This window comes from Aestuariirhabdus haliotis, from assembly GCF_023509475.1.
Classification (GTDB): Bacteria; Pseudomonadota; Gammaproteobacteria; order Pseudomonadales; family Aestuariirhabdaceae; genus Aestuariirhabdus; species Aestuariirhabdus haliotis.
The window spans coordinates 25,363-48,996 of record NZ_JAKSDZ010000016.1 but is presented as its reverse complement, the minus strand read 5'-3'; the positions used below and the strand labels follow the sequence as shown (position 1 = coordinate 48,996).

Below are 23,634 nucleotides of genomic sequence, written 5' to 3'. Positions count from 1 at the left end.
GGCTGGTTGGCCAGCGACTTACCCGCTGGGTAATCCATAGAATTCCGCGCTTGGGAGGTAAAACGATATGTGGTTGCAACGGGAAATTTCCCTGAAGCCTAGAGCGCGGGGATTCCATCTGATTACTCGCGAGCTGTTGCAGCAGCTACCAGAGCTGCAGAAGATCGAAGTCGGGCTGATGCACCTGCTGATTCAGCATACCTCGGCATCATTGACGTTGAATGAAAACGCTGATCCGACCGTGCGCAGCGACCTTGAAAATTACTTTAGTCGCGCGGTACCCGAAAATGAGCCCTGGTATCAGCATTGTGATGAAGGTCCCGATGATCTGCCTGCCCACATTAAAAGCAGCTTGCTGGGGGCCAGCCTGACTCTGCCGATAGGGCAGGGTGCTCTGCGTTTGGGCACCTGGCAAGGCATCTATCTGTGCGAACATCGCAACCGGGGTGGTTCGCGGCGTGTGGTGGTCACTCTTCAGGGGGAAGCGTCCTGAACGTTGGGTATTTCTTACTGTGCCGGCGGTTGGATCTTCCGTCTATATAACAAACTGTTCAACAAGCGGCTGAATTGCTTGGGGCTTATAGAGAATCGGTTTTAAAAATTCATCTCGAGAGGCTGGACGATAAAAAAATATTCGCTATAAATTGTTGTTAGCGAATCATCACGCAACAACCGAGGTGAGTTATGGCCCGCACGCCCAAGGGAATGGCTGTCACTGATAAGGCGAAAGCCGCTCAGCAAACCGATGATGTGGATATGGAAGTTATTGGCCGCGGCGATGTCGAGGCCGAAGGGCGAACCTTGGAATCCCGGCGAGGATTGCATGAAATGCTGGATCGCCAGGTTGCGGCCTATCTTGCCAGCGGTGGCACCATTACCCAGGTTGACTCATCGTTGTCGGCGGATCCGCCGAAAAAGCCTGTCAGCCGCTATGGCAGCCGGCCTATCTAACCTGGCGTCCGATTGACTACCTGTTGACAGTGTCCCGCATGCGCTGGCGCCACTGCCCGATGGCGTCGGGAATTTGCCGTAAAGTCTCTACTTGCAGTTCCAGGGGCAAATCCGCTGGAGGGTTTGGTGCCTTGCCTGGATTGAACCAGAGTGCGTGCAAGCCGGCGTTACGGGCACCGATGACATCATTTTCCAGATCATCGCCGATATGAAGCGTCCGCGCTGGGTTCGTGCCGATCCGCTCCAGCGCGGTGCGATAGAATTCGGGGTTGGGCTTGGCCAATCCAATCTCTTCTGCACGCACACTGTGATCAAAGAAACGACCCAGAGGCAGGCGAGCAATATCCAGGTTGCCGTTGGTGAGCGCGATTAGCTGGTAATCCCTGGCCAATAACTCCAGCAAGGGCTCGGTTTCCGGAAAAGGACTAACCCGATGACGTTCATCCAGGAACAGGGTAAAGCCTTCCGCAGCCAGCTGACGCCCTTCAGCTTCTGAGTAGCCGCTGTATCGAAGAGCACGAAAGAGGATCTGCTCGCGTAATTCACTGATACGATGACGCAGGCGGGGCTGCTCTTCAATGATCTCACGGCGAAATTCCAGCAGGGTTTCCAGTTGGTAATGAGGCACCAGATCGGGCGCTCGCCGTTGCACCCAGTCGGCCAGGGCGGCTTCGGCGGCACGAATCACCGGTCTGTTGTCCCATAGGGTGTCGTCGAGATCAAAGCTGATGGCATCAATCATTATTTCTTACGCCGTTGTGCTCTCGGGTGAGCCTTGTCGTAGGTCTCGGCAAGGTGCTGGAAATCAAGGTGAGTGTAGATCTGGGTGGTGGATATGTCGCTATGGCCCAGCAGTTCCTGCACGGCACGCAAGTCGCCGCTCGATTCCAATAAATGGCTGGCAAAAGAGTGCCGCAGTTTATGCGGATGCAGGTTATCCGGAAGCTGTTGTTTAACACCCCACTGCTTGAGTCGGGTTTGCACCTGCCGCTGGCTGATACGGCTGCCACGACTGGACACAAACAGGGCCTGGCAATCCTCATTGGCCAATTGCGAGCGCAGTTGCAGCCAGCGTTTGAGGGCCTCCAGAGCGAGCCTGCCGATGGGTAGTTGCCGAGCCTTGTTGCCTTTACCGATGGCAATCAACTGGGCGGCTTTCAGGTCTAGGCTGTCCAGGTTGAGTCCGACCAGTTCACTCAGTCGCAAACCCGAGGAGTAGAAGAGCTCCATGATGCACTGGTCGCGGATAGACAGGGGATCATTGTCGTCGATGGTCAGCAGTTGCCCCATTTGATCAGCGTCCAGGGTATGGGGCAGGCGTCGCTCGCTTTTCGGGGCGCGTACACCCGTTGCCGGATTGTTACTCAGGCGTTGCTCGCGATTGAGGAAACGGAAAAAGCTGCGCGTCGCGGATAATGTGCGTTGCAGGCTTTTGCCTCCGAGCCCCTGGCGGTGGCAAGTGGCAACAAACAGGCGTATGTGGTGACTATCAATCTGTTGCCAACGATTGAGATTTTGTTGCTCGCGAAATTGATCCAGCTTGCCCAGGTCACGCCGGTAGTTGCTCAGGGTATGGGGTGACAGTTGGCGTTCAGCATTCAGGTAATGCAGGAAATCCTCGATCCAGGGGTCGAGTTCCCGGTTCATACCTGTGCGTCTATATGATGAGGCAACACACGGCTGATAACGTCTCCCACGTAACTCAGGAACAGGGTGCCAACGCTGCTGCGATACTGTTGTTCATCTTCACTGGCGATGGCCAGCACGCCCAGTGAGCGTCCGGAAAAATGTAAGGGGGAAACGGCCGCTGAAGCAATTTGCTGGTGCTGGCCGGGGAATAAAAACTTTAATTCGCCCTCACGAAGCACGCCGCTAACCGCTCGATTGTTGCGTAACAGTTCAGACAGTTGTTGGTTGGCCTCGGCAACCGGAGACACTCGACCATGGGTGTTCAGGGAGCGGTCGCTGAACAGCAGCATTTCGCAATAGGGCACCTGGAAATCGTTGCGCAGGCTTTCTTCGGTGGCGCCCACCACGTCATCGAGGTTGCGAGCTTCCAGCAGATTCAGTACCAGGCGGCGGGTTTTATCGAACAGTCGGTCGTTGTCCCGTGCGACATCAAGCAGGTGGTTGAGTCGGTGACGCATTTCCAGATTGCGTTCACGCAGTACATTCACCTGGCGTTCTACCAACGAGATCGCTTCGCCGCGCTGATGGGGGATTTCCATCTTTAACAGCAGGTCGTCCCGGTGTTCGAAGAAATCGGGGTGCTGACGCAAATACTCCCCAACCTGTTCGGCGTTGATCTCAAGGGTGGGGTCGCTGTCGTACTCACTCATATCCTGATCTGTCCTTCGTAGACCCGGGTTGCGGGTCCGGTCATGATGACGGGGCTGTTATCCCCCTGCCATTCCAGCTTTAGGGTGCCACCTTGGAGGTGTGCTGTCACCCGCTGATCGAGTAATCCGCGAAGTCGTCCGGCAACCAGTGCCGCACAGGCACCGGTACCGCAAGCCAGAGTTTCGCCAACGCCGCGCTCGAACACTCGCAGACGCACTTCGTTACGGCTGACAATTTGCAGAAACCCGACGTTACAGCGCTGGGGGAAGCGGGGATGGTGCTCAATTTTGGGGCCGAGTTCTGCCACCGGAGCACAGTCGACATCATCAACCAGAAGTACCGCATGAGGGTTGCCCATGGAGATCGCATTGATTTCAAGGGTTTGGCCGTCGACATCCAGTGGGTAGGTGTCGGCCTTCACCGGAGGAGCGTCGAACGGAATTTGCGACGGACTGAGCTGGGGGATACCCATATCAACGCTGACGTCATTGTTGCCATTAATGCTGAGCTCAATCACTCCGCTGGAAGTCTCGACCCGAATCCGTTTTTTGTGGGTTAGCTTCTTATCCCGTACGAAGCGGGCAAAGCAACGTGCACCGTTACCGCATTGTTCCACTTCGCTGCCATCGGCATTGAATATGCGGTAGCGAAAATCTATATCCGGGCTGCGTGGCGGCTCAACCACCAGCATCTGGTCGAAACCAATGCCGAAATTGCGATGCGCCAGTGTGCGCACCAGGTCAGCGTTAATACGAGCATGCTGGGTAACGAGGTCGATGACCGCAAAGTCGTTGCCCAGGCCATGCATTTTAGTAAATCGAAGCAGCATGAAAATCAGGCCGGTAGCAGGGATTCGTTGGCAATCTGCTGGGCAAAGGTTTCACGCTTGCGCACCAGATGCACCTGATCATCATCCACCATCACTTCGGCGGAGCGGTTACGGCTATTGTAGTTTGAACTCATGGTGAAACCGTAAGCCCCGGCACTGCGCACGGCGAGCAGGTCTCCAGCTTCGAGCACGAGATCTCGCTCTTTGCCAATAAAATCACCGGTTTCACAGATCGGGCCGACCAGGTCATAGCAGTGGGATTCCCCTTCCGTTCGGGGCTTGACTGCAATGATCTCTTGCCAGGCACGATACAGAGCCGGGCGAATCAGGTCATTCATGGCCGCATCGACAATGGCAAAGTGCTTGCCGCTGTTGACCTTGAGGAACTCCACCCGGGTTAGCATGATGCCGGCATTGGCCGCGATAGAGCGTCCGGGTTCCAGTACCAGGGTCAGCTCGCGTTGGCCCAGCCTTTCGAGTACGGCGCTGGCATAGTCGGCGGGTTGGGGCGGTTGTTCGCCCTGGTAGCTGACCCCGAGTCCACCACCCAGATCGAGGTGCTGGATTTCGATGCCATCCTGCTTAAGCTCATCAATCAGGGCGAGCAAGCGGTCGAGGGCATCCAGAAAGGGAGCCAGCTCGGTCAGTTGGGAGCCAATATGGCAATCAACACCAGTGATCTCAATGTTAGGCATAGCCGCCGCCCGGCGATAGACCTCGGGAGCAATTTTGAAATCAATGCCGAACTTGTTCTCTTTCAAGCCGGTAGAGATGTAGGGGTGGGTATGAGCGTCGACATCCGGGTTCACTCGCAATGAGATACGCGCATTAACGCCCATCTCGCTGGCTACCTGCTGCAAGCGCTCCAGCTCGGCTTCCGATTCGACGTTGAAACAGTGAATTCCGACTTCGAGGGCGCGTTGCATCTCGCTGGCTTGCTTGCCGACGCCGGAAAAAATAATGCGTGAGGGTTCGCCCCCGGCGGCCAATACCCGCTCCAGTTCACCGATGGAGACAATATCGAAGCCGGCGCCAAGGCGCGCAAGCACATTAAGTACGGCCAGGTTGCTATTGGCTTTGACGGCGTAGCAGATCAGGTGAGGGTGTGAGCCCAGTGCCTTATCGTAAGCGTTATAATGACGTTCCAGGGTCGCTCTTGAGTAAACGTAGCAAGGAGTGCCAACTTGCGCAGCGATATCGCTGGCGGAGACCTGTTCAGCAAACAGTTCGCCGTCTTGATAGGTAAAGTGATCCATTCAGATGTCAGGCCTGTCGGTTACTGGTTCGATACAGAGACGGATTGATACTGGTTATCTGCTTCGGGGAGGTACAGGGGGCCTTTCTGGCCGCAGCCGGTCAGCAGTCCAATAGCCAGAAGCAGGGGCAGAAGCTTGGGTATCATTGTGGTTCTCATCGCCAGTGAATAAAGGGTTTGGTGCCACAGTATACCTGCTGTCTGCTACCTTGCCTACGCTGCCCCCGGGCATGCTACACTCGCGGCTTATGTGAGCCTAACAGGATGGGAGAGAGCGAGGGTGATCAGTGAAAGTGCGGTAAACGAACGTCTCGATGAGTTGATGATGGCGATTGAAGATGCGATCGAGGACGCCGAGGTCGAAATCGATTATGAAACCTCGGCTGGCATTCTTACCCTGACTTGTGAAGATGGCAGTCAGGTGATTCTCAGTCGACAGCCGTCGATGGGGCAGCTGTGGATGGCCGCACGCAGTGGTGGTTTCCATTACGAGCTGGATGAAGGCGATGAGTGGCGCTGTACCCGCACGGGGGAAGCTTTTCTGCCCATGCTCAATCGTTGCCTGAGCGAACAGTCCGGCGACAGCATCGAGCTGCAGTTGTAGTTCAACCGTTGTATTTCAGCAATCGCCTTCATTGCCCTGGCAAGCGGTCGGCATCGGCCTGGAGATAGGCGTTTAACTGAGTTTCTATGTCCCGTTTGCGTTGCAAATAATGAATTGATTGCAGACGCTCGCCGTTCAAGGACAGCGGCATAGCAAGGTCGGTGATATAGCAGCGGGAAAGCTCTCGACCGCGATGCTGTGTACGAATAAAGTCCGCCGCAGCCTGTAGTTGCTTGCCTTCGTAATCGAGCGGGTTGAATTCACGCTCACCGCAAAACAGGGTGGCCTGTTCTTCCCCTTCCGAATCCAGTCCGATAATCACCTGTATTTCCAGGTATGGGTGAGGGTTGGCAGGGGGAGGCGACACGGCTCGCAGCTGCTTCGGGCCAAAATCGCTACTGGCCACCAGTTCGTAGAGCTCGATACTCATCGTTGGCAGGTCATTGGCTTGCTGCTCGAGATGCGCGTTAAGACGGAATAACAAACGCTGTAAAAAACGGTAGAGCTGTTCCAGTACTCGTTGCAGATCGCCGTGCACTGAGGTCTGGCACAGCAATGAACCGCGCTCATCGAGCAGGTAAAAACGAATTCGATCCTGAGCTCTGAGCTGCTGGTAAAACAGCTGTATTTTGCCGGCTTCGTTGCGCGGTAAAACCAGCGATAAGGGGCTGTCTTGCAGTGCATATCGATCGACTAATAACGGGCTAAATTCTGTCTGGGGTTGTCCCAGCAAAAGTACCAGAGCTGCTTCGTCTTCCAGGCTGCGTACGGTGACTTGCTGGTGCATCTGAAACAGATGAAACTGATGCTCGACCTGGAGCAGATAACGGCCCCGGGAATGTGTGTCGGGTGAGAGCAGATGACGTTGGGTATCGGCAAACAGTGTAGTGACCCGATCCTGAATCGGTTGCGCACGATTACGACAGTAACAGCGAATGTTGAGTTCGGGCGGTGATTGCGGATTGGTCTGATTGAGGTATTCCTGCAGACAGTGGACAAGGGCGTCCGGACCCTCGAAGCGTGACAGGCTCCATTCGTTCCAGCTGTTGATACAGAGCTGATCGATGGTGATTACCTGGTTGGCGCGCATGGCGCTGAAACCGAGCGAATCCGTTCGGTTGCTCAGCAGGTGAACGTTACGTTCGCTGCTTGCTTTCATTGGATCGATACCGGCGTTGATCACCAGCAGGACTGTAGAAGGCCGGCTGGGCTCCAGATAGGTGTCATCATCGATCGAAGTCGTCTCGACGGGCAGGGTTTGGCGCAGGGCGTTGATAATCTGTTGCAGCTCGTATTCAGTCAGGGCGCTGTTGCCGGGAAACAGCGACACGGAGCTGCTGCTGTCGAGAATGCGATTCAGATGGCACCAAGCCAACAGCTGAACGATAGAGTGGGTGCGTTTGAGAATGGGTTGGCGATCCAGATCCTGGTGCTTGAGAGCGCCTCGATATAAACGCCACTCGGCGGGTTTCTGGCCGTGACAGACAATCGACAGATTAGACTCACTCATGTCCTCGGAGATACCCGGGTTTATCACCGGGAGTTTATTGGCTCGCCGCTCAAAGGCAGCGTACAGGCGCCGACCGAGTAACTGCATGTCCCGTTGAGAGATCAGCCCCTCTTGGTGGTTATGTCCATATTGGTTCAGAAAGCGGTAGCTGTGCATCAGTTGCGACACGAGTGCGGCCCGTTCCTGGAGCACCCGATCGACTTTCCATTGATTGTGCTGGTCCAGGTCACGTAGCTGTTGTGGCTGCCATTGCCAGGTCTGAATCAGCTGTTCGAGCACGTTCCGTTGCCAGGATCGGCTGCGTCTCGGGGTCTGGCTCAGGCGCTTGCCAACCTTGAAATAGAGCGCTTTTCGTACCAGCTCCAGACGGTCAAGGTGCTCGGTTCCGAGCAAGTAACGCTCAAGTTTCTGGTACAGCAAAATATAGGGATCAAGGGCATCCAGAGAGGTTTCGCCGGCGTAAATACGTCGCTTGAACGTTATGCTGATCAGTTCATCAGTGCGGCTGGCATAGAGTTCGGTCAGCATCAGCTTGAGCACAGATTTATAGGGGGACGCCAGTCCCTTGAACATCTGCCACATGCCAGCACCGACAAATTCTCCGGGAGGAATCTCGGTAATGCCGCCGAAATCGACGGTTTCATCGGGTTGGATGTAGCGCTGTTCTCGCAAACGTTGGGTGTGATGTTGATAGCGGTGTTCGTCGTCGGGGGGGATCAACCACCAGATGGGATAGCGACCCGCCAATAGCAGGGCGGTGCGATAGAATTCATCCAGCAGCAGGCTGTGTTGGGCGCTGCCACAGTCTTCCCCGGACAGTTCTTTGTGATGTTGCCGGTGGCGGAATTTCTCATCGTCCATCAGGAAGAAGTGAACTTCCAGGTTGAAGCTAACCGCCCAGAGCTCGATCAGTGTGCATTTGCGTTGCAGCTCATCCTGTTGCGCCGTTTTCAAATCCGGTGCATGGCATACCCAGACATCCAGATCGCTGCGATTACTATGGGCAAGGCTGCCGCAGCTGCCCATCAGGAACAGGCTGTAGATGCTGCGCTGGCGGTGGGGTTTTCGGCTGTAACGAAAGCTGCGACTGAGTCGATTGGCTTCTCTCAGGACCCGCTTGTCGGGTTCGTAGCGGGATATCCCGGCCGGGGTTTTATAGGTGACGAAACCCGGCAATAAAGGGTGGTTTTCCATGAACAACAAAGGCAGCAGGTCAAGGAAAAGCTGCTGGCGTTGAGAGAGCCCATCCCGCGCACGCAGCAAACGCCCCTGGTTAATCTCCATAAAGCGCTGCTGGATACGCTTGAGCGTTTTGCGGTCAACACCGCCTTCCAGACTATCGATCAACGACTTGGTTTGGCTCATGGCTACAGTATAGGCTGAGCCGGACGGGCGCTGCCGAACATGCTATGCCGTCGGCAGCGCACCGTTTACTCGCTGCGTTGGGACAGGTGGCTGCGGGCTGTTGTAACGGCACTGCGCACCTGGTCTGGAGCGGTTCCGCCGATATGGTTGCGTGCGTTAACGGAACCTTCCAGGGTTAGTACGTCAAAAACATCGTTGGCGATAGTGGCAGAAAACTGCTGCAGTTGATCCAGACTCATATCGGACAGGTCGAGATTTTGATCGATGCCGAACGCGACCGCCTTACCCACCACTTCGTGGGCATCGCGGAAAGGCATGCCTTTACGTACCAGGTAATCCGCCAGATCGGTGGCGGTGGAAAAACCGCGACGAGCGGCTTCGCGCATGTTGTCGGCCTTGGAGGTGATGGCCGGTATCATATCGGCGTAAGCGCGCAGGCTGCCTTTCAAGGTATCGACGGTATCAAACAGGGGTTCCTTATCTTCCTGGTTGTCCTTGTTGTAGGCCAGAGGCTGGGATTTCATCAGCGTTAACAGGGAGATCAGGTGGCCATTGACCCGGCCGCTCTTGCCGCGAACCAGCTCGGGCACATCCGGGTTTTTCTTCTGCGGCATGATGCTCGATCCGGTGCAGAAGCGGTCGGGCAGGTTAATAAAGTCGAACTGGGCCGATGTCCACAGCACCAGCTCCTCGGACATGCGGGACAGATGCGTCATCACCAGACTGGCGGCGGCGCAGAATTCGATGGCGAAATCCCGGTCGCTGACCGAGTCGAGCGAATTGGCGGTCGGACCGTCAAAATCCATCAGCTGCGCGCTGTAACTACGGTCGATCGGATAGGTGGTGCCGGCCAGTGCAGCGGCGCCCAGAGGCGATTGATTGAGTCGTTTTCGGCAGTCGCTGAGGCGGCTGAAGTCGCGCTGCAGCATTTCGAACCAGGCCATCAGGTGGTGGCCAAAGGTGACCGGCTGCGCGGTTTGCAGGTGGGTGAAGCCGGGCATGATGGTATCGGCTTCGCGTTCGGCGACATCGAGCAGACCCTGCTGCAAGCGAGTCACTTCGGACAGAATAAAATCGATCTCATCGCGAAGATAAAGGCGAATGTCGGTAGCGACCTGATCGTTACGGGAGCGGCCGGTGTGCAACTTTTTGCCGGTGATGCCGATACGATCGGTGAGGCGAGCCTCAATGTTCATATGGATATCTTCGAGCTCGACCGACCATTCGATTTCGCCGCGCTCGATCTCATCGCGAATCTGGTCCAGCCCCTCCAGAATAGCGGTTAACTCTTCTTGCGACAGTACGCCAACCTTGTTGAGCATGCGTGCATGAGCCTGGGAGCCACGGATGTCCTGTGCATACAGGCGTTTGTCGAAATCGATCGAGGCGGTGAATCGGGCTACAAAGGCATCGGTGGGTTCGTTAAAACGTCCCCCCCATTGTTGGTTGGTTTTTTGCTCGTCGCTGCTCATGTGGCTTCCTTGATATCGAGGGCTTTAGGGGAGCCCTTTCGCTGAAAAATTCGGACAATTGTAACAGTTTTGCGAGGTCGTTGGTGGCTTGCGGGGGAGGATGCTTTGCATTGCTTGCAGCTCGCTGTACCCTCGGATTATGAATAGGGAACCCGTTACGGGTCGCGATGCGGCCGAACAAGATTTTTTTCTGCCAGATCTGTGTCGCACCCGAGCCGTGCTGGCCTTGATCCTGATCACCGAACTGCTGGTGCTGGTGGAGGTATTGGCGGACTCTGGCCCGCGAGGTCTCGATTGGGATTATCTGGCCATCTCATCCCTGTTTGTGCAGTGGATTATGCTCAGCAGTACGGCTTTGCTCTGTCTATTGCGTAACTGGTTAAGTCGCAGGCCGCTGCCCCAGGTGGTGTTTGTCTGCCTGTTGCTGGTGAGTGGAGTAACACTCAGCTTTTCCCTTGTCTCACGATGGATGGTGCTACCGCTGCCCTGGAATGCCTTCTGGTTTAACCTGGAGCTCTGGCCGTTGATACGTAATCTGGTGATCGGCATTATTATCACCGGCATGGTGTTGCGATACCTGTACGTGCAACATGAATTGCATCGTCAACAAAAGGCCGAACTGCGTGCACGGTTACAGTCGTTGCAGTCCCGTATTCGCCCACATTTTCTGTTTAACAGTATGAACAGCATAGCCAGCTTGATCGCCGTTGATCCCGATAAGGCCGAGCAGGCCGTGGTGGATCTGTCGGAACTGTTTCGTGCGAGTCTGCAGCAGGGAAACAGCGAAGTGACGATCCGTCGCGAACTGGATCTGTGCCGTCAATATCTGCGCATCGAAAAATTACGCCTGGGTAAACGCTTGCAGGTCGATTGGCACATGGATGGAGTCCCCGGTGACCTTCCGATTCCCTTGCTAACCTTGCAGCCGTTATTGGAAAACGCGATTCACCATGGGATTCAACCATTAACTCAGGGGGGGACGGTTACCGTGAGCGGTGAGTATAGGGGAGGTTTGTTAAGCTTGAGAGTCAGTAATCCGATGCCCGCAGGAGGCGGTGGTGCATCGGGGGGCAACCGTATTGCGCTGGCGAATACCGAAGATCGTCTGCAGGCACTTTATGGTAGTTCGGCCAAGATGATTCGAGTTAAGGAGCATCAGCTCTATATGGTGGTGCTGAGTTATCCCTGTTCGCCCATAAAAAAGGAAGCGACGTGAAAGTATTGCTAGTCGATGATGAGCCCCTGGCCCGAGACCGTTTGCGCAGAATGGTCGATGACTGTGATGGCTATGAGGTGCTCGATGAAGAAGCCTGCAATGGGCAAGAGGCGATTGCCCTGGTGCAACGCTTTAATCCCGATGTGGTGTTAATGGACATTCGTATGCCGGGTATGGATGGCATGGAAGTGGCCCGCCATCTCTGCGCCTTGCGCACCCCTCCGGCGGTGATTTTTTGTACCGCTTACGGTGAATACGCGATCGAGGCTTTCGAGGTTCAGGCCGTGGGTTACCTGCTGAAACCCGTTCGCCAGGAAGCGCTATTGAAAGCCCTGGAGAGTGCCAGCGTCGCCAACCGTATTCAGTTAGCGGCCTTGTCCCGGCAACAGGACGATAGTGGTCAGCGCTGTCATATCAGTGCTCGAACCCATAAAGGGATTGAGCTGATTCCCCTGGCCGATGTCATTTGCTTTGTTGCGGATAATAAATACGTCACGGTTCGTCATACTGGTGGCGAGGTGTTGATCGACGATACCCTGAAAGAGTTGGAAGCCGAATTTGGTGAGCGTTTCGCTCGTATTCATCGCAATGCGCTGGTTGCCTGTGCCGCGATCGACCGGCTCGAACGTACCGGGGAAGGGCACTACCAACTGTTTTTGTCGGGTCAGGACGAACCCTTGCAAGTGAGTCGTCGCCACGTTGCCGCCACTCGCCGGCTGATGCAGAAGCTTTAACCCCGTCCGGCGTGCATGGCAATGAAAGGTTCTTGTTGTTGAACCGAACCTGGATCAAGAGTTCGGTTATTTGGCCGCCGTACGAGGGTGCGTAAACCCGGGCCCTGCCGTATCATAGGGCGCTTGTTTATTGGTGTTTAACTGTTGGAATCAAACGTGCAGAAAATTCGTATTGCGACCCGTAAGAGTGCTCTGGCTTTATGGCAGGCCGAACATGTTAAAAGCCGGCTTATGCAAGCCCATCCAGGCCTTGAGGTTGAGCTGGTGGCCATGACCAGTCGAGGTGATCGAATCCTTGACGCGCCCCTGGCGAAAATCGGTGGCAAGGGTCTGTTCGTCAAGGAGCTGGAGACGGCCATGCTCGAAGGGCGGGCGGATATCGCCGTGCACTCCATGAAAGATGTCCCGATGGAGTTTCCCGAGGGCTTGGGACTGGCTGTGATCTGCGAGCGTGAAGATCCTCGTGATGCCTTTGTTTCCAACACCTATGATTCCCTTGCATCGCTTCCCAAGGGGGCTATCGTCGGAACCTCCAGCCTGCGTCGACAGTGCCAATTGCTTCGGCTGCGCCCCGATCTGACCATCAACTTTTTGCGTGGCAACGTTAATACCCGTTTGGCCAAACTCGACGAAGGTCAGTATGACGCGATTATCCTCGCCGCTGCCGGTCTCATCCGGCTCGAGTTTGAAAACCGAATCACCGATTATATTGATATCGAGCACAGCCTTCCGGCCGGTGGCCAGGGTGCGGTAGGTATCGAGTGTCGACTGGATGACAAGGCGACTCGTGAATTGATTGCCCCGCTGCATCACGAGGTGACGGCGAATTGCGTGCTGGCCGAACGAGCCATGAATCGTCATCTGCAGGGTGGCTGTCAGGTACCGATTGCCAGTTTTGCCCTGCAGCAGGGCGATGAAATTTATCTGCGTGGCCTGGTTGCTCAGCCCGATGCCTCGAAAGTGCTAACGAGCGAGCGTCGAGCTCCCGTGGCTGATTGTGAACGACTCGGTGTGGAGGTCGCAGAAGATTTGTTGCGTCAGGGTGCGGGAGAGATTCTTGCCGAGCTCTACCACGACTGATTTATCAGCGCTGCGGGTATTGGTAACCCGCCCCGCCGAGCAGGCCGAAAGGCTTGCCGGAGTGCTGCGTGAGGCCGGAGCCTCAGCTTTGGTCTTGCCCCTGATTGAGCCCCGCGCGCTGGCCCTGAGTGAAAGTACCAAGGCGCAGGTTCTGGACCTTGATCGGTTTGACAAGGTGCTCTTTATCAGTCGCTCGGCGGCGCGTTTTGGTGGTGACCTGATCGATCGATACTGGCCCCAGATGCCGTTGGGGTTAAGCTGGTTTGCCATCGGCCAGAGCACCGCAGCGGAGCTGGAGCGTTTAGGCATCGAGGCAGCTTTCTCTCGAACGGGGACCGACAGCGAAGCCTTGCTGGAGCTGGCTGATTTTGACCAGATCAATGAGCAACGTATTCTGTTGATCAAGGGCTACGGAGGCCGTGAGCATCTGTCGGCGGAATTAACCCGGCGAGGTGCCGAGGTCGTCGAGCTGGCAGTGTACGAACGACATCCGGTACCCTACCAGCCCTCGGTGTTTGGTGAGCACCTGACCCGACACCATACCAACCTGGCGGTGGCCACCAGTGGCGGCATTGCCGAGCGATTAACCGAGTTGCTTGATGATGGTCAACGGGCCCACTTGCATTTGCTTGTGCCCAGCCATCGGGTTGCCCAATTGATGGTGAATGCGGGCTATGCCTCCGTTTGGATAAGTGACGGGGCCGCAGATTCAGCCATAATGGAAACATTACAGCGTCTGGTCCCCCGGTTGGGGGCTAACCACAGCGAATAGAGGATGCTATGAGCAAGAAGCGTGGAAAAGAGGGTAGCAAGCAGGCAACGGAGCAGGAAAGCACCGCGCTATCCACCGATCAAACCGTCGATGAATCAGCGGCCGTATCGGACGCTAATCAACAACCTGAGACAGCAGAGCCTCGGGCCGAAGATTCGGGTGCGCCGGATGCAGGCAATGAATCTAGAGAATCTCCTGCCGAGCCTCAATCAGGCAGTTCAGTAGCTGGCAACGGGGAGCCCGACAACAGTTCGGATGAACCTGCCTCGCAAGAGGATGCTGTGGAAGCGATTTCGCGCGTCAGTGATGAGCAGATTCAGGCCGCTGCGGCTGCGGCCGCCACTCGCCCCTCGCCCCACCTCAAACAAAGCGAAGCCAGTGTTGCCCGGGCTGCCTCGGCGACCGCATCTACAGCTAACCCTTCGATAGCTACAGGCGGTCGCTCCTGGTTGGCTCTGATTGCGCTCTTACTGGCTCTGGTTGCCTGTCTCGGGGTGCTGGCCCTGGTCTATATGGATCGTGATATTCAGTACTATTTGCAACACCGTGCTTATCCGGAAACGGAGCAACAGCTGGAAACAGAACTGAAAGACCTGGCAACACGAGTCGATAGTCGTCATTCCGAGCTGAGCCAGGAGCTGGAACAAAAATTTGAGGGGCTGGCCTCGTTACCCGATGCTCAGCAACAACTGCAAGATCAGCTGGCTGCCACTGACCAGACGCTGACACAAAACAGCGAGCGTTTGCAGCGCCAGTTACAAGAGTTGCAACGTACCAGTCGGGATGACTGGCAGCTGGCAGAGGTTGAATACCTGCTGCGTCTGGCCAATCAACGACTGCTCACGGAAGGGGATGTGGGTGGTGTTGAGGCTTTGCTGGCCAGTGCGGACTTGATCGTCAGAAACCTCGATAATGTGTCCCTGTTCCCCGTGCGAGAAGCCTTGGCGGCGGACCTGGTTGCCGTTCGCGCGGTGCCCAAGCTTGACCAGGAAGGGGTCTACCTGCAATTGGCTGCCCTGGCTGACGAAGCCATGAGACTGCCTTTGTTGCCGGTGGGGGGCTATGAGATGGCGCCACAAGAAACGGAAGACGCGGCGCAGCAAACAACGACCGAAGAGGCGCCGCTTTGGCAGCGTCTGGGTTCGCGCATGCAGCAGAGCTTTAGCCGATTCAAACAGTATTTCCGACTGAACACTCAGCGCAGTGAACCCTTGCAAGAGCTGCTGACGCCGAATGAAGAAGTGTATTTACGGCAAAACTTGCGATTGATGATGGAGCAGGCCCAGCTGGCTTTGTTGAAGGGGCAGCAGCGGGTCTATGATGCCAGTTTGAGCAGTAGTCTGGACTGGTTGCAACAATACTTTTCCTATAATAACCAAGCCTCCTTATCGATGGTGCAGCAACTGGAGCAGCTACAATCGCTGCAGTTGAACCCGGAACTGCCCGATATCAGCGGATCCCTCAAGGCGATTCAGGCCTTCAACGAGCAGCTTCACCGCCGCGAGGAGGCTGGCCAATGAAATGGTTTCTAATGCTGTTGCTGGCGCTGCTGGTTATGGCGGTGGTGGCCAATGGGATGGTGTTGGATAACGGATATATCCTGATCTCCTACGGTGATACCACCTTTGAGACCACACTGTGGATGGGATTGCTTTTATTGATTGTGATCTATGCGGCACTCTGGGCGCTCAGGGCGCTGATTTGGCTATTGCTGGCTTCGCTGAATCTGGTTGTTCCGGTCACTGCGAGTAGTCGCCTTAAACGAGCTCGAGTCAACGCTTCCCGCGGCTTGCTGAATCTGATGAAGGGTAACTGGAAGTTGGCCCATCGGCAGTTGGGTCGAGCGGCTGCAGAAGGGGAGTCGCCGTTGGTGAACTACCTGGCGGCGGCGCGTGCGGCGCACCTGATGGGCGACGAACAACTTACCGGCGAATACCTGCGCAGTGCCGATGCCGATATTCCCGGAGCGGCGATCGCGGTCGGCATTACCCAGGCTCAACTTCACCTGTCCAGTGGCCAATTAGAGCAGGCCCTGGCGGTGCTGAAAGAGCTACGCCGTAAAGTGCCAACACACCCTTATATGCTTAAACTTCTGATGCGCACCTACTATCGGTTGCGTGATTGGGAAAATGTGCAACGACTGTTGCCGACGTTAGAGCGCTATAAGGTGTTCCCCCAGGAAGAGATACGCAAACTACAAAGTGAAGCGTACGAGCAGCTGTTCCAGCAGGCGTGCGAACGGGGCCTGCGCCCCAGCGAGGTCGAAAACCGCTTTCGCTACGTTGATCAGTTGTGGGACAACCTTAACCGTAAGCAGAAAAAGGACGAGGTGCTGGTGGCCTATTGCGCCAGGTGCCTGATTCGCATGGGTGCCTGGGAGCGGGCCGAGCAGCTCTTGTCGAAAGCGTTGCGCCAGCATTACAGCGATCCATTGATGGAACTCTATGGTCGCGTTCGTTGTGAAGAGCCGGCGAAACAGTTAACCAAAGCCGAAGCCCTGCTGAGGGAATATCCGGAAAATCCGGTGCTGCTGATTGCGTTGGGGCGTATCTGCCTGGCTAACGAGTTATGGGGTAAGGCCCGCGAATACTTTGAACAAAGCCTGAAAATTTCGCGCACTAGCGTTGCTTGTAACGAACTGGGTCAATTGTTGGCCCAGCTGGGGGAGCATGAGGCCAGTACCCGGTTTTTCCGCGAAGGACTGGAGCTGGCAACGGCTCGCAGTTAATGGTCAACGGCCAAGTGAGTAAGCTGATAGCTCTTTAGAAAGTTATTAAAGGCCGCGATGAGAATTGAATTCTGTCGCGGCCTTTTTGCCCTGCGTTTTGGCAGGCCGTTAATTTTCGTTTTTGACGCAGTGGTCACGCAGATAGAAAAAACAACAAACTGTCAGGCTTCTCGTGGCGCGTAATCGAACACGTCGGAGTGAATGTGATCCTCGGGAACGCCGGCAGCAACCAGATCATCGGTACTGGCGTATACCATCTGTGGTGATCCACAAATATAAAAGTGAGCGCCTTTTAGTTCTGTCAGGTCTTCCACTACAGCGTGATGCAGCGCGCCACTCCGACCGTCCCAATCGGCATCCTTGTCATCACTGACCACCGGGTGAAACGTGACGCTTTTCTGTTGTGCCCAGCGGTGTGGCAGCTCGGAAAGGTAGAAGTGCTCTACCTTGCGAACGCCCCAGTAGAGATGCAAAGGTAGCAAGTGTTGCTGATCGAGGCAGTGCTCAATCATCCCTTTCATCTGAGCGAATCCGGTACCGGCGGCGAGAAAAACGAGAGGGGTCTGGGGAATGTTTTGCAGGTGACAGTTGCCTTGGGGCAGATGAATACGTACCACGCTGCGTTGTTGTACCTGCTGCAAAATACGGTCGGAAATCTCGCTATCGGCGGCGTGCTGTATATGCAGTTCGAGCTCGCGGGAGTTGGCCAGTTGCACAGGTGCGCTGGCGATGGAGAAGGGACATTGTTGACCATCCTCGAGTTCCAGCATCAGATATTGCCCGGCGTAAAACTCAGGCAAGGTGCCTGCAGGGGCTAGCAGTTTCACTCGATAGACATCGTGACTCAGGCGGTCGGTGCTTTGCACCTGACAGGCCAATGGGGTCATGCTTAATTCTCCTGCTCGCCGAAGTCGCTCGGCGGTTATTTCCAGATCGCTACGGGGGTAGCTGATACAGCTGTAAATGGTTTGTGGTTGTTTTCCAGCGGTGATCCTTTCGCCCTGGCGCAACTCTACCTCTCCTCGCACCAGTGTGGCCTGACAAATATAGCAATTTCCGTTTCGGCAGCTTGATGGCAGTTGATAGCCTTGTTGTCGAAGGTTTTCAAGTAGCGTCAGTGAACTGTCGAGTGGTACGGATGCCTGTTCCGTTGTCAGCCGCAAACGTAAATTCACGAATCGATGCCGAGCTGCTCCCAGATGTCATCAATACGGGAGCTGACCTCGGGATCTCTGGTGATGGGTTGGCCCCATTCGCGGTCGGTCTCACCCTGCCATTTGTTGGTGGCATCGAAGCCCACCTTCGAGCCCAGACCCGAGATAGGGGAGGCGAAATCGAGGTAATCGATCGGGGTGTTATCAACAAAGACGCTATCCCGACGCGGATCCATGCGGGTAGTCATGGCCCAGATAACGTCGTTCCAGTCCCTGGCGTTGACATCATCGTCGCAAACAATAACGAATTTGGTATACATAAACTGGCGCAGGAAGGACCAGACGCCGAGCATAACCCGCTTGGCGTGCCCGGGGTACTGCTTGCGCATGGTGATAACCGCCATACGATAGGAGCAACCTTCGGGGGGCAGATAGAAATCGGTAATCTCCGGGAACTGTTTCTGCAGTATGGGAACGAACACCTCGTTCAGTGCCACGCCGAGAATGGCGGGTTCATCGGGCGGTCGACCGGTGTAGGTGCTGTGATAAATAGGGTCGCGTCGATGAGTAATGCGCTCGACGGTAAACACCGGGAAGCGATCGACCTCGTTGTAGTAACCGGTGTGATCGCCAAAAGGGCCTTCATCGGCGGTTTCTTCCGGGTCGATATAACCTTCCAGGACAAACTCGGCACTGGCCGGAACCTGCAGATCATTGCCGATGCTTTTAACCAGTTCGGTCTTACAATCTCGTAGCAATCCGGCAAAGGCGTATTCAGAAAGGCTGTCGGGCACCGGGGTTACCGCGCCAAGAATGGTCGCCGGATCGGCCCCCAGCGCTACACTGACGGGAAAGGGTTCGCCCGGGTGTTGTTGTTTCCAATCGTGGAAATCGAGGGCACCACCGCGATGGGATAGCCAGCGCATAATCAGTTTGTTGCGACCGATCAGTTGCTGACGATAGATGCCCAGATTCTGGCGTTCCTTGAGGGGTCCCCGGGTAATGACCAGAGGCCAGGTGACCAGGGGTGCCGCATCTCCCGGCCAGCAGGTTTGAATGGGCAGCTGGCCAAGATCAACCGCATCGCCCTCCAGTACAATCTCCTGACAAGCGGCTTTGCGGACTACCTTGGGGCTCATTGAGAGCACCTTCTTGAACAGCGGCATCTTTTCCAGCGCGTCACGGATACCTTTGGGGGGTTCCGGTTCTTTCAGGTAGGCCAGTAGCTTGCCGATTTCCCGCAGTGCCTCGACCGAATCGGCCCCCATGCCCATGGCCACGCGTTCCGGCGTACCAAACAGATTGGCCAGTACCGGAGTATCAAACCCCTTGGGATTTTCAAACAGCAGGGCCGGCCCTTTCTGACGCAGGGTGCGATCGGCAATTTCGGTCATCTCAAGGTTGGGATCGATCTCCATGTCGATCCGTTTGAGTTCGCCTCGCTCTTCGAGCTGGCGCAGGAAATCACGCAGGTCGCGATATTTCATCGGTCAGGGGCCGTTCCGGTTAGCGTTTTTTGATGCGTTACTTGCGCTTCATGGACAGGAAGAACTCTTCATTGGTCTTACTGTCTTTCATGCGATCGAGCAGGAACTCAATGGCCGCGATCTCATCCATCGGATGTAGAATCTTGCGCAGAATCCATATGCGTTGCAGTTCCTCTTCAGGGATCAGCAGGTCTTCGCGACGCGTACCGGACTTGTTGATATTGATCGCCGGGAACACACGCTTTTCGGCGATGCGACGGTCCAGGTTGAGTTCCATATTACCGGTACCCTTGAACTCCTCGAAGATTACATCGTCCATCTTGGAGCCGGTTTCGACCAGGGCGGTGGCGATAATGGTCAGACTACCACCTTCCTCGATATTACGGGCGGCACCGAAGAAACGCTTCGGGCGCTCCAGGGCGTGGGCGTCAACACCACCGGTCAGTACCTTGCCGGAGGAAGGAATAACCGTGTTGTAGGCGCGGGCCAGGCGAGTGATGGAGTCGAGCAGGATAACCACGTCTTTTTTGTGTTCAACCAGACGCTTGGCCTTTTCGATCACCATATCAGCGACCTGAACGTGACGTGCGGGTGGTTCATCGAAGGTACTGGCGACCACTTCTCCGCGCACGGAGCGAGACATCTCGGTGACTTCTTCGGGGCGCTCATCGATCAGCAGTACGATCAGGTGCACATCCGGATTATTGCGTACGATGTTGGCTGCAATGTTCTGCAACATCAGGGTCTTACCCGCTTTGGGCGGAGATACGATCAGGCCGCGCTGGCCTTTGCCGAAGGGGGCTACCAGGTCGATGGTACGAGCGGTCAGGTCTTCGGTGGAGCCGTTACCGGTTTCCATCACCAGGCGATCGTTGGGGAACAACGGCGTCAGGTTTTCAAACAGAATCTTGTTCTTGGCGTTCTCGGGTTTGTCGAAATTGATCTCGCTGACCTTAAGCAGGGCGAAATAGCGCTCGCCATCCTTGGGTGGGCGAATCTTGCCAGAGATGGTGTCACCGGTGCGCAGGTTAAAGCGGCGAATCTGACTGGGAGACACGTAGATATCATCCGGACCGGCCAGGTAAGAGCTGTCGGCAGAGCGCAGGAAACCGAAACCATCCTGCAGGATCTCCAGCACGCCATCACCGTAAATGTCCTCGCCGCTGCGCGCATGGCGCTTGAGGATGGTGAAGATGACGTCTTGTTTACGGGAGCGGGCCAGGTTATCGAGGCCCATTTCTGCAGCGATATCGAGTAACGCCTGGACGGGTTTTTTCTTAAGTTCAGTTAGATTCATAGTGGGTATAAAAGAAAGTTATGAGGCTGTGCAGAAGTTCGGCATCAGCGAAAAGGTCCTGAGGTCAGGTATGGTCTGCAGGCGTTTTGTGGGTGGTTATTCTGCGTTTCTTATAAGGTGCCGCAGGCGCGGCGGAAGGTGTAGGCGAAAATCTACCATCGAAAGGCGGTAGAGTCCAGTGTTGAGCCTGATTGGAGGGAGAAAGATTCCCGAACCCCGGAAGGTTCGGGAATAGAGATATTAGATGTTGCTATCAATAAAGGCGGTCAGCTGGGATTTTGACAGCGCGCCGACTTTGGTCGCCTCTACATTACCGGCCTTGAACAGCATCAGGGTAGGAATGCCGCGAACACCGTACTTGGGTGCAGTGGCTTCGTTCTCGTCGATGTTGATCTTGCACACCTTGAGCTTGCCTTCGTATTCTTTGGCGATCTCATCGAGTACCGGTGCGATCATTTTGCAGGGTCCACACCACTCGGCCCAGTAATCCACCAGGACAGCGCCCTCGGCCTTTAGTACTTCATCATCAAATGACGTGTCACTCACGTTGACGATATGTTCGCTCATTGAATTCATCTCCGGTTGGCAGATTTAAATTGTGCACATCATAGCACCCGTACTATTCATGGCATAGGGTAGGCAGGTTTCTGATGCAATGACAGATCACTCTGGTAAGCTAATATGGTTCCTCTAGCGGCAATTTCAAGCGTTGTTGGACGTGATAACCTTGAGGGGAAAACCTGCATAGATGGATAACCGAGTGCCGATGGGAAAAACTGCTGCCGCCGGGGATGAGAAACTTCCGGCCCTGATTGCCGCTATCGATATGGGCTCAAACAGTTTTCACCTGATTGTCGCTCGCTACGAGCATGGTGAAGTTCGTCCGATTGAACGCATCGGTGAAAAGGTTCAGCTGGCCGCCGGACTTGACGAAGATGGCAATCTTGATCAGGGAAGTATGCGCCGGGGCTGGGCTTGCTTGCGCCGGTTTGCCCAGTATATCGAGGGTATGAAGCCTGATTTGGTGCGGGTAGTGGGCACGAAAGCGCTGCGTATGGCGCGTAACCGCCGCGATTTTACCCGCACCGCGGAATCCATTCTCAAATGCCCGGTAGAAGTCATTAGCGGCCGCGAAGAAGCGCGCCTGATCTACCTTGGCACTTCCCATACTCAATCCGACGACCATGGCAAACGACTGGTGGTGGATATCGGTGGAGGCAGCACCGAGCTGATCATCGGTGAGCGTTTCGAGCCTAAATTGCTGGAAAGCCTGCATATGGGCTGTGTGGTTTTTTCGACCCGTTTTTTTCCCGATGGTGAGGTGACCGCAGAACGCTTTGAGCAGGCCTATTACGCGGCTCGGCTTGAAGTCCTCAATGTCCTTAAAATGTACCGGCGCCTTGGCTGGGACGAGGTGCTAGGCTCCTCCGGAACCGTAAAATCGGTGGAGCAGGTACTGATCGCATCCGGGGTGACGGAGCAGGGCATCACCCGCGCCGGAATGGAAACATTACGACAACGGGTGATCGAGCAGGGGCATGTGGACCGCATTTCCCTGGACGGACTTAAAGCTGATCGAGCCAGTATTTTTCCCGCAGGCCTGGCGATTTTGACGGCGGTATTCGATGCCTTTCGCCTCAAGCGTATGCACTATTCCGATGGTGCTCTGCGCGAAGGCCTGCTGTACGACATGGTCGGTAGTAAGGAGCACGAATATGTTCGCGAGCGTACCCTCAATTCATTGATTAAGCGCTACAACATCGATAAAAAACACGCCAAGCGGGTACGTAAACAAGCCTTGATCAGCTTCCGCCAGGTGGCGGAAAGCTGGAAACTGGGCAGCTATGAGCGGGAAATTCTCAGCACTGCTGCCTGGTTGCACGAACTGGGTATGGCGGTTTCCCATACCCGCTACCACAAACATGGCGACTATCTGGTGCGGCATTCGGAGATGCTGGGTTTTACCAGCTATGAGCAACGGGCCATTGCCCTGCTGATTCGCAGTCACCGACGTTCCTTCCCGATTCACCTGTACGATAATATGTCGAGTTACTATCGCGATCGGGTGTTACGGTTATCCATTTTGTTGCGACTGTCGATTTTACTCAATCATATTCGCAGTGAAGACAGTCTGCCGGAGTACCGGCTCGAGGTCGATGGCACCACACTGAATATGGACCTGGGCAGCGGTTGGTTGCATAAGCACCCGCTGATACGCGCCGACTTCGAGCGGGAAATCGAGCTTCTGGCCGAGGCCGGCTATACCCTGACGGTAAAATAAGCCGACCTTGCCTTGTCAGGAGCGATGTTAACGGTTAGCGCTTTTTCAGGTCCGCGAGCGGGGTGGCGACCCGTAACTCCATATCCCAGGGAAAACGAATCCAGGTGTCCTGACTCACTTCGGTGATAAAACTGTCCACCAGCGGTTTGCCCGCCGGTTTGGCATAGAGCGTTGCAAAATGGGCCTTGGGCAGCATTTCACGCACCATTTTTGCGGTGTTGCCGGTATCGACCAGGTCGTCGACCAGCAGCCAGCCTTCACCATCCCCGTCGACGCCCTTGAGCAGTTGCAGTTCACCCTGGCGTTCGCCTTCGTAGCTGCTGATACAGATGGTGTCGATCAAACGAATATTCAGTTCCCGAGCGACGATGGCCGCTGGTACCAGCCCGCCTCGGGTGATGGCGATCAAGCCTTTCCAGGGGCCCATGTCCAGGAGTTTCCAGGCCAGGGCACGGCCATCACGATGCAGCTCTTCCCAGGAAACGGGAAAGTTCTTGTTGTACTCGGTACTCACCTTTTACCTCGATCTGCGGTAATCTACTGCGCGCTAATTTACCAC

Annotated in this window: 23 protein-coding genes; 10 read left to right on the top strand and 13 right to left on the bottom strand. The window is 55.5% G+C overall.

Going from position 1 to position 23,634, the window contains the following annotated elements; translation table 11 throughout:
- The first annotated feature begins 67 nt into the window (after positions 1–67).
- Positions 68–493, top strand: coding sequence for a secondary thiamine-phosphate synthase enzyme YjbQ (locus MIB40_RS11040; protein WP_249694020.1), 426 nt, complete (start codon positions 68–70; stop codon positions 491–493).
- 191 nt (positions 494–684) lie between these two features.
- Positions 685–951 (top strand): hypothetical protein, encoded by a 267-nt coding sequence (locus MIB40_RS11035; protein ID WP_249694019.1) that lies wholly within the window; start codon positions 685–687, stop codon positions 949–951.
- 16 nt (positions 952–967) lie between these two features.
- Here MIB40_RS11035 and MIB40_RS11030 read toward each other — a convergent pair whose 3' ends face one another.
- From MIB40_RS11030 to lptM, 6 genes are read right to left on the bottom strand one after another with little or no spacing between them, the layout of a single operon-like run.
- Entirely contained in the window at positions 968–1,693 is a 726-nt protein-coding gene (locus tag MIB40_RS11030; RefSeq protein ID WP_249694009.1) for an HAD family hydrolase, read from the bottom strand.
- Positions 1,693–2,598 carry a tyrosine recombinase XerC gene (gene xerC / locus MIB40_RS11025; RefSeq protein WP_249694007.1) on the bottom strand — a complete coding sequence of 302 codons (906 nt, stop codon included), beginning with the start codon at positions 2,596–2,598 and terminating at the stop codon, positions 1,693–1,695. The genes MIB40_RS11030 and xerC overlap by 1 nt, the downstream gene beginning before the upstream one ends.
- Positions 2,595–3,290 (bottom strand): DUF484 family protein, encoded by a 696-nt coding sequence (locus MIB40_RS11020; RefSeq protein ID WP_249694005.1) that lies wholly within the window; start codon positions 3,288–3,290, stop codon positions 2,595–2,597. The genes xerC and MIB40_RS11020 overlap by 4 nt, the downstream gene beginning before the upstream one ends.
- Complete coding sequence (gene dapF, locus MIB40_RS11015; protein WP_249694004.1) at positions 3,287–4,120, bottom strand: diaminopimelate epimerase; 834 nt, start codon at positions 4,118–4,120, stop codon at positions 3,287–3,289. Before dapF ends, MIB40_RS11020 begins: the two co-directional genes overlap by 4 nt.
- 5 nt (positions 4,121–4,125) lie before the next feature.
- Positions 4,126–5,376, bottom strand: coding sequence for a diaminopimelate decarboxylase (gene lysA / locus MIB40_RS11010; RefSeq protein ID WP_249694002.1), 1,251 nt, complete (start codon positions 5,374–5,376; stop codon positions 4,126–4,128).
- Positions 5,377–5,396: 20 nt separating this feature from the next.
- Entirely contained in the window at positions 5,397–5,534 is a 138-nt protein-coding gene (gene lptM, locus MIB40_RS11005) for an LPS translocon maturation chaperone LptM (RefSeq protein ID WP_454892282.1), read from the bottom strand.
- A 121-nt stretch (positions 5,535–5,655) separates the two neighbouring features.
- Here lptM and cyaY point away from each other — a divergent pair, with 121 nt between their 5' ends.
- The gene (cyaY, locus tag MIB40_RS11000; protein ID WP_249694000.1) at positions 5,656–5,979 is read left to right on the top strand and encodes an iron donor protein CyaY; all 324 of its coding nucleotides are present in this window, start codon (positions 5,656–5,658) and stop codon (positions 5,977–5,979) included.
- Between the two features lie 28 nt (positions 5,980–6,007).
- On the opposite strand, the gene MIB40_RS10995 is transcribed toward cyaY, so the two are convergent.
- Together MIB40_RS10995 and argH are read right to left on the bottom strand one after the other, a co-directional pair.
- Complete coding sequence (locus MIB40_RS10995) at positions 6,008–8,854, bottom strand: class I adenylate cyclase (protein WP_249693999.1); 2,847 nt, start codon at positions 8,852–8,854, stop codon at positions 6,008–6,010.
- Positions 8,855–8,919: 65 nt separating this feature from the next.
- On the bottom strand, positions 8,920–10,326 hold the full coding sequence (argH, locus tag MIB40_RS10990) for an argininosuccinate lyase (RefSeq protein ID WP_249693995.1): 1,407 nt from the start codon (positions 10,324–10,326) through the stop codon (positions 8,920–8,922).
- Positions 10,327–10,465: 139 nt separating this feature from the next.
- On the opposite strand from argH, the gene MIB40_RS10985 reads away from it, so the two are divergent.
- The 6 genes from MIB40_RS10985 (at position 10,466) to MIB40_RS10960 (ending at position 16,856) form a co-directional block, all read left to right on the top strand.
- Positions 10,466–11,542 carry a sensor histidine kinase gene (locus tag MIB40_RS10985; protein ID WP_249693993.1) on the top strand — a complete coding sequence of 359 codons (1,077 nt, stop codon included), beginning with the start codon at positions 10,466–10,468 and terminating at the stop codon, positions 11,540–11,542.
- Positions 11,539–12,276: a LytR/AlgR family response regulator transcription factor gene (locus MIB40_RS10980; RefSeq protein WP_249693991.1), complete on the top strand. Its 738-nt coding sequence runs from the start codon at positions 11,539–11,541 to the stop codon at positions 12,274–12,276. The genes MIB40_RS10985 and MIB40_RS10980 overlap by 4 nt, the downstream gene beginning before the upstream one ends.
- A 156-nt stretch (positions 12,277–12,432) precedes the next feature.
- On the top strand, positions 12,433–13,356 hold the full coding sequence (hemC, locus tag MIB40_RS10975) for a hydroxymethylbilane synthase (RefSeq protein WP_406566462.1): 924 nt from the start codon (positions 12,433–12,435) through the stop codon (positions 13,354–13,356).
- Complete coding sequence (locus MIB40_RS10970) at positions 13,334–14,128, top strand: uroporphyrinogen-III synthase (RefSeq protein WP_249693989.1); 795 nt, start codon at positions 13,334–13,336, stop codon at positions 14,126–14,128. The genes hemC and MIB40_RS10970 overlap by 23 nt, the downstream gene beginning before the upstream one ends.
- Before the next feature lie 8 nt (positions 14,129–14,136).
- Complete coding sequence (locus tag MIB40_RS10965) at positions 14,137–15,648, top strand: uroporphyrinogen-III C-methyltransferase (protein ID WP_249693987.1); 1,512 nt, start codon at positions 14,137–14,139, stop codon at positions 15,646–15,648.
- The gene (locus MIB40_RS10960; protein WP_249693985.1) at positions 15,645–16,856 is read left to right on the top strand and encodes a heme biosynthesis HemY N-terminal domain-containing protein; all 1,212 of its coding nucleotides are present in this window, start codon (positions 15,645–15,647) and stop codon (positions 16,854–16,856) included. The genes MIB40_RS10965 and MIB40_RS10960 overlap by 4 nt, the downstream gene beginning before the upstream one ends.
- A 161-nt stretch (positions 16,857–17,017) precedes the next feature.
- Here MIB40_RS10960 and MIB40_RS10955 read toward each other — a convergent pair whose 3' ends face one another.
- From MIB40_RS10955 to trxA, 4 genes are all read right to left on the bottom strand, one after another.
- Positions 17,018–18,031 (bottom strand): 2Fe-2S iron-sulfur cluster-binding protein, encoded by a 1,014-nt coding sequence (locus tag MIB40_RS10955; RefSeq protein WP_249693983.1) that lies wholly within the window; start codon positions 18,029–18,031, stop codon positions 17,018–17,020.
- A complete protein-coding gene (ubiD, locus tag MIB40_RS10950) occupies positions 18,028–19,497 on the bottom strand; it encodes a 4-hydroxy-3-polyprenylbenzoate decarboxylase (RefSeq protein ID WP_249693980.1) in 1,470 nt (489 codons plus the stop codon). The genes MIB40_RS10955 and ubiD overlap by 4 nt, the downstream gene beginning before the upstream one ends.
- A 37-nt stretch (positions 19,498–19,534) precedes the next feature.
- On the bottom strand, positions 19,535–20,794 hold the full coding sequence (gene rho, locus MIB40_RS10945; protein WP_249693979.1) for a transcription termination factor Rho: 1,260 nt from the start codon (positions 20,792–20,794) through the stop codon (positions 19,535–19,537).
- A 240-nt stretch (positions 20,795–21,034) separates the two neighbouring features.
- Entirely contained in the window at positions 21,035–21,361 is a 327-nt protein-coding gene (gene trxA, locus MIB40_RS10940) for a thioredoxin TrxA (protein ID WP_249693977.1), read from the bottom strand.
- Between the two features lie 181 nt (positions 21,362–21,542).
- On the opposite strand from trxA, the gene ppx reads away from it, so the two are divergent.
- Positions 21,543–23,075 (top strand): exopolyphosphatase, encoded by a 1,533-nt coding sequence (ppx, locus tag MIB40_RS10935; protein WP_249693976.1) that lies wholly within the window; start codon positions 21,543–21,545, stop codon positions 23,073–23,075.
- A gap of 34 nt (positions 23,076–23,109) precedes the next feature.
- Here the strand turns inward: ppx and gpt are convergent, their stop codons facing one another.
- Positions 23,110–23,589, bottom strand: a complete 480-nt coding sequence (gene gpt / locus MIB40_RS10930; RefSeq protein ID WP_249693974.1) for a xanthine phosphoribosyltransferase — start codon at positions 23,587–23,589, stop codon at positions 23,110–23,112.
- Positions 23,590–23,634: the final 45 nt, after the last annotated feature.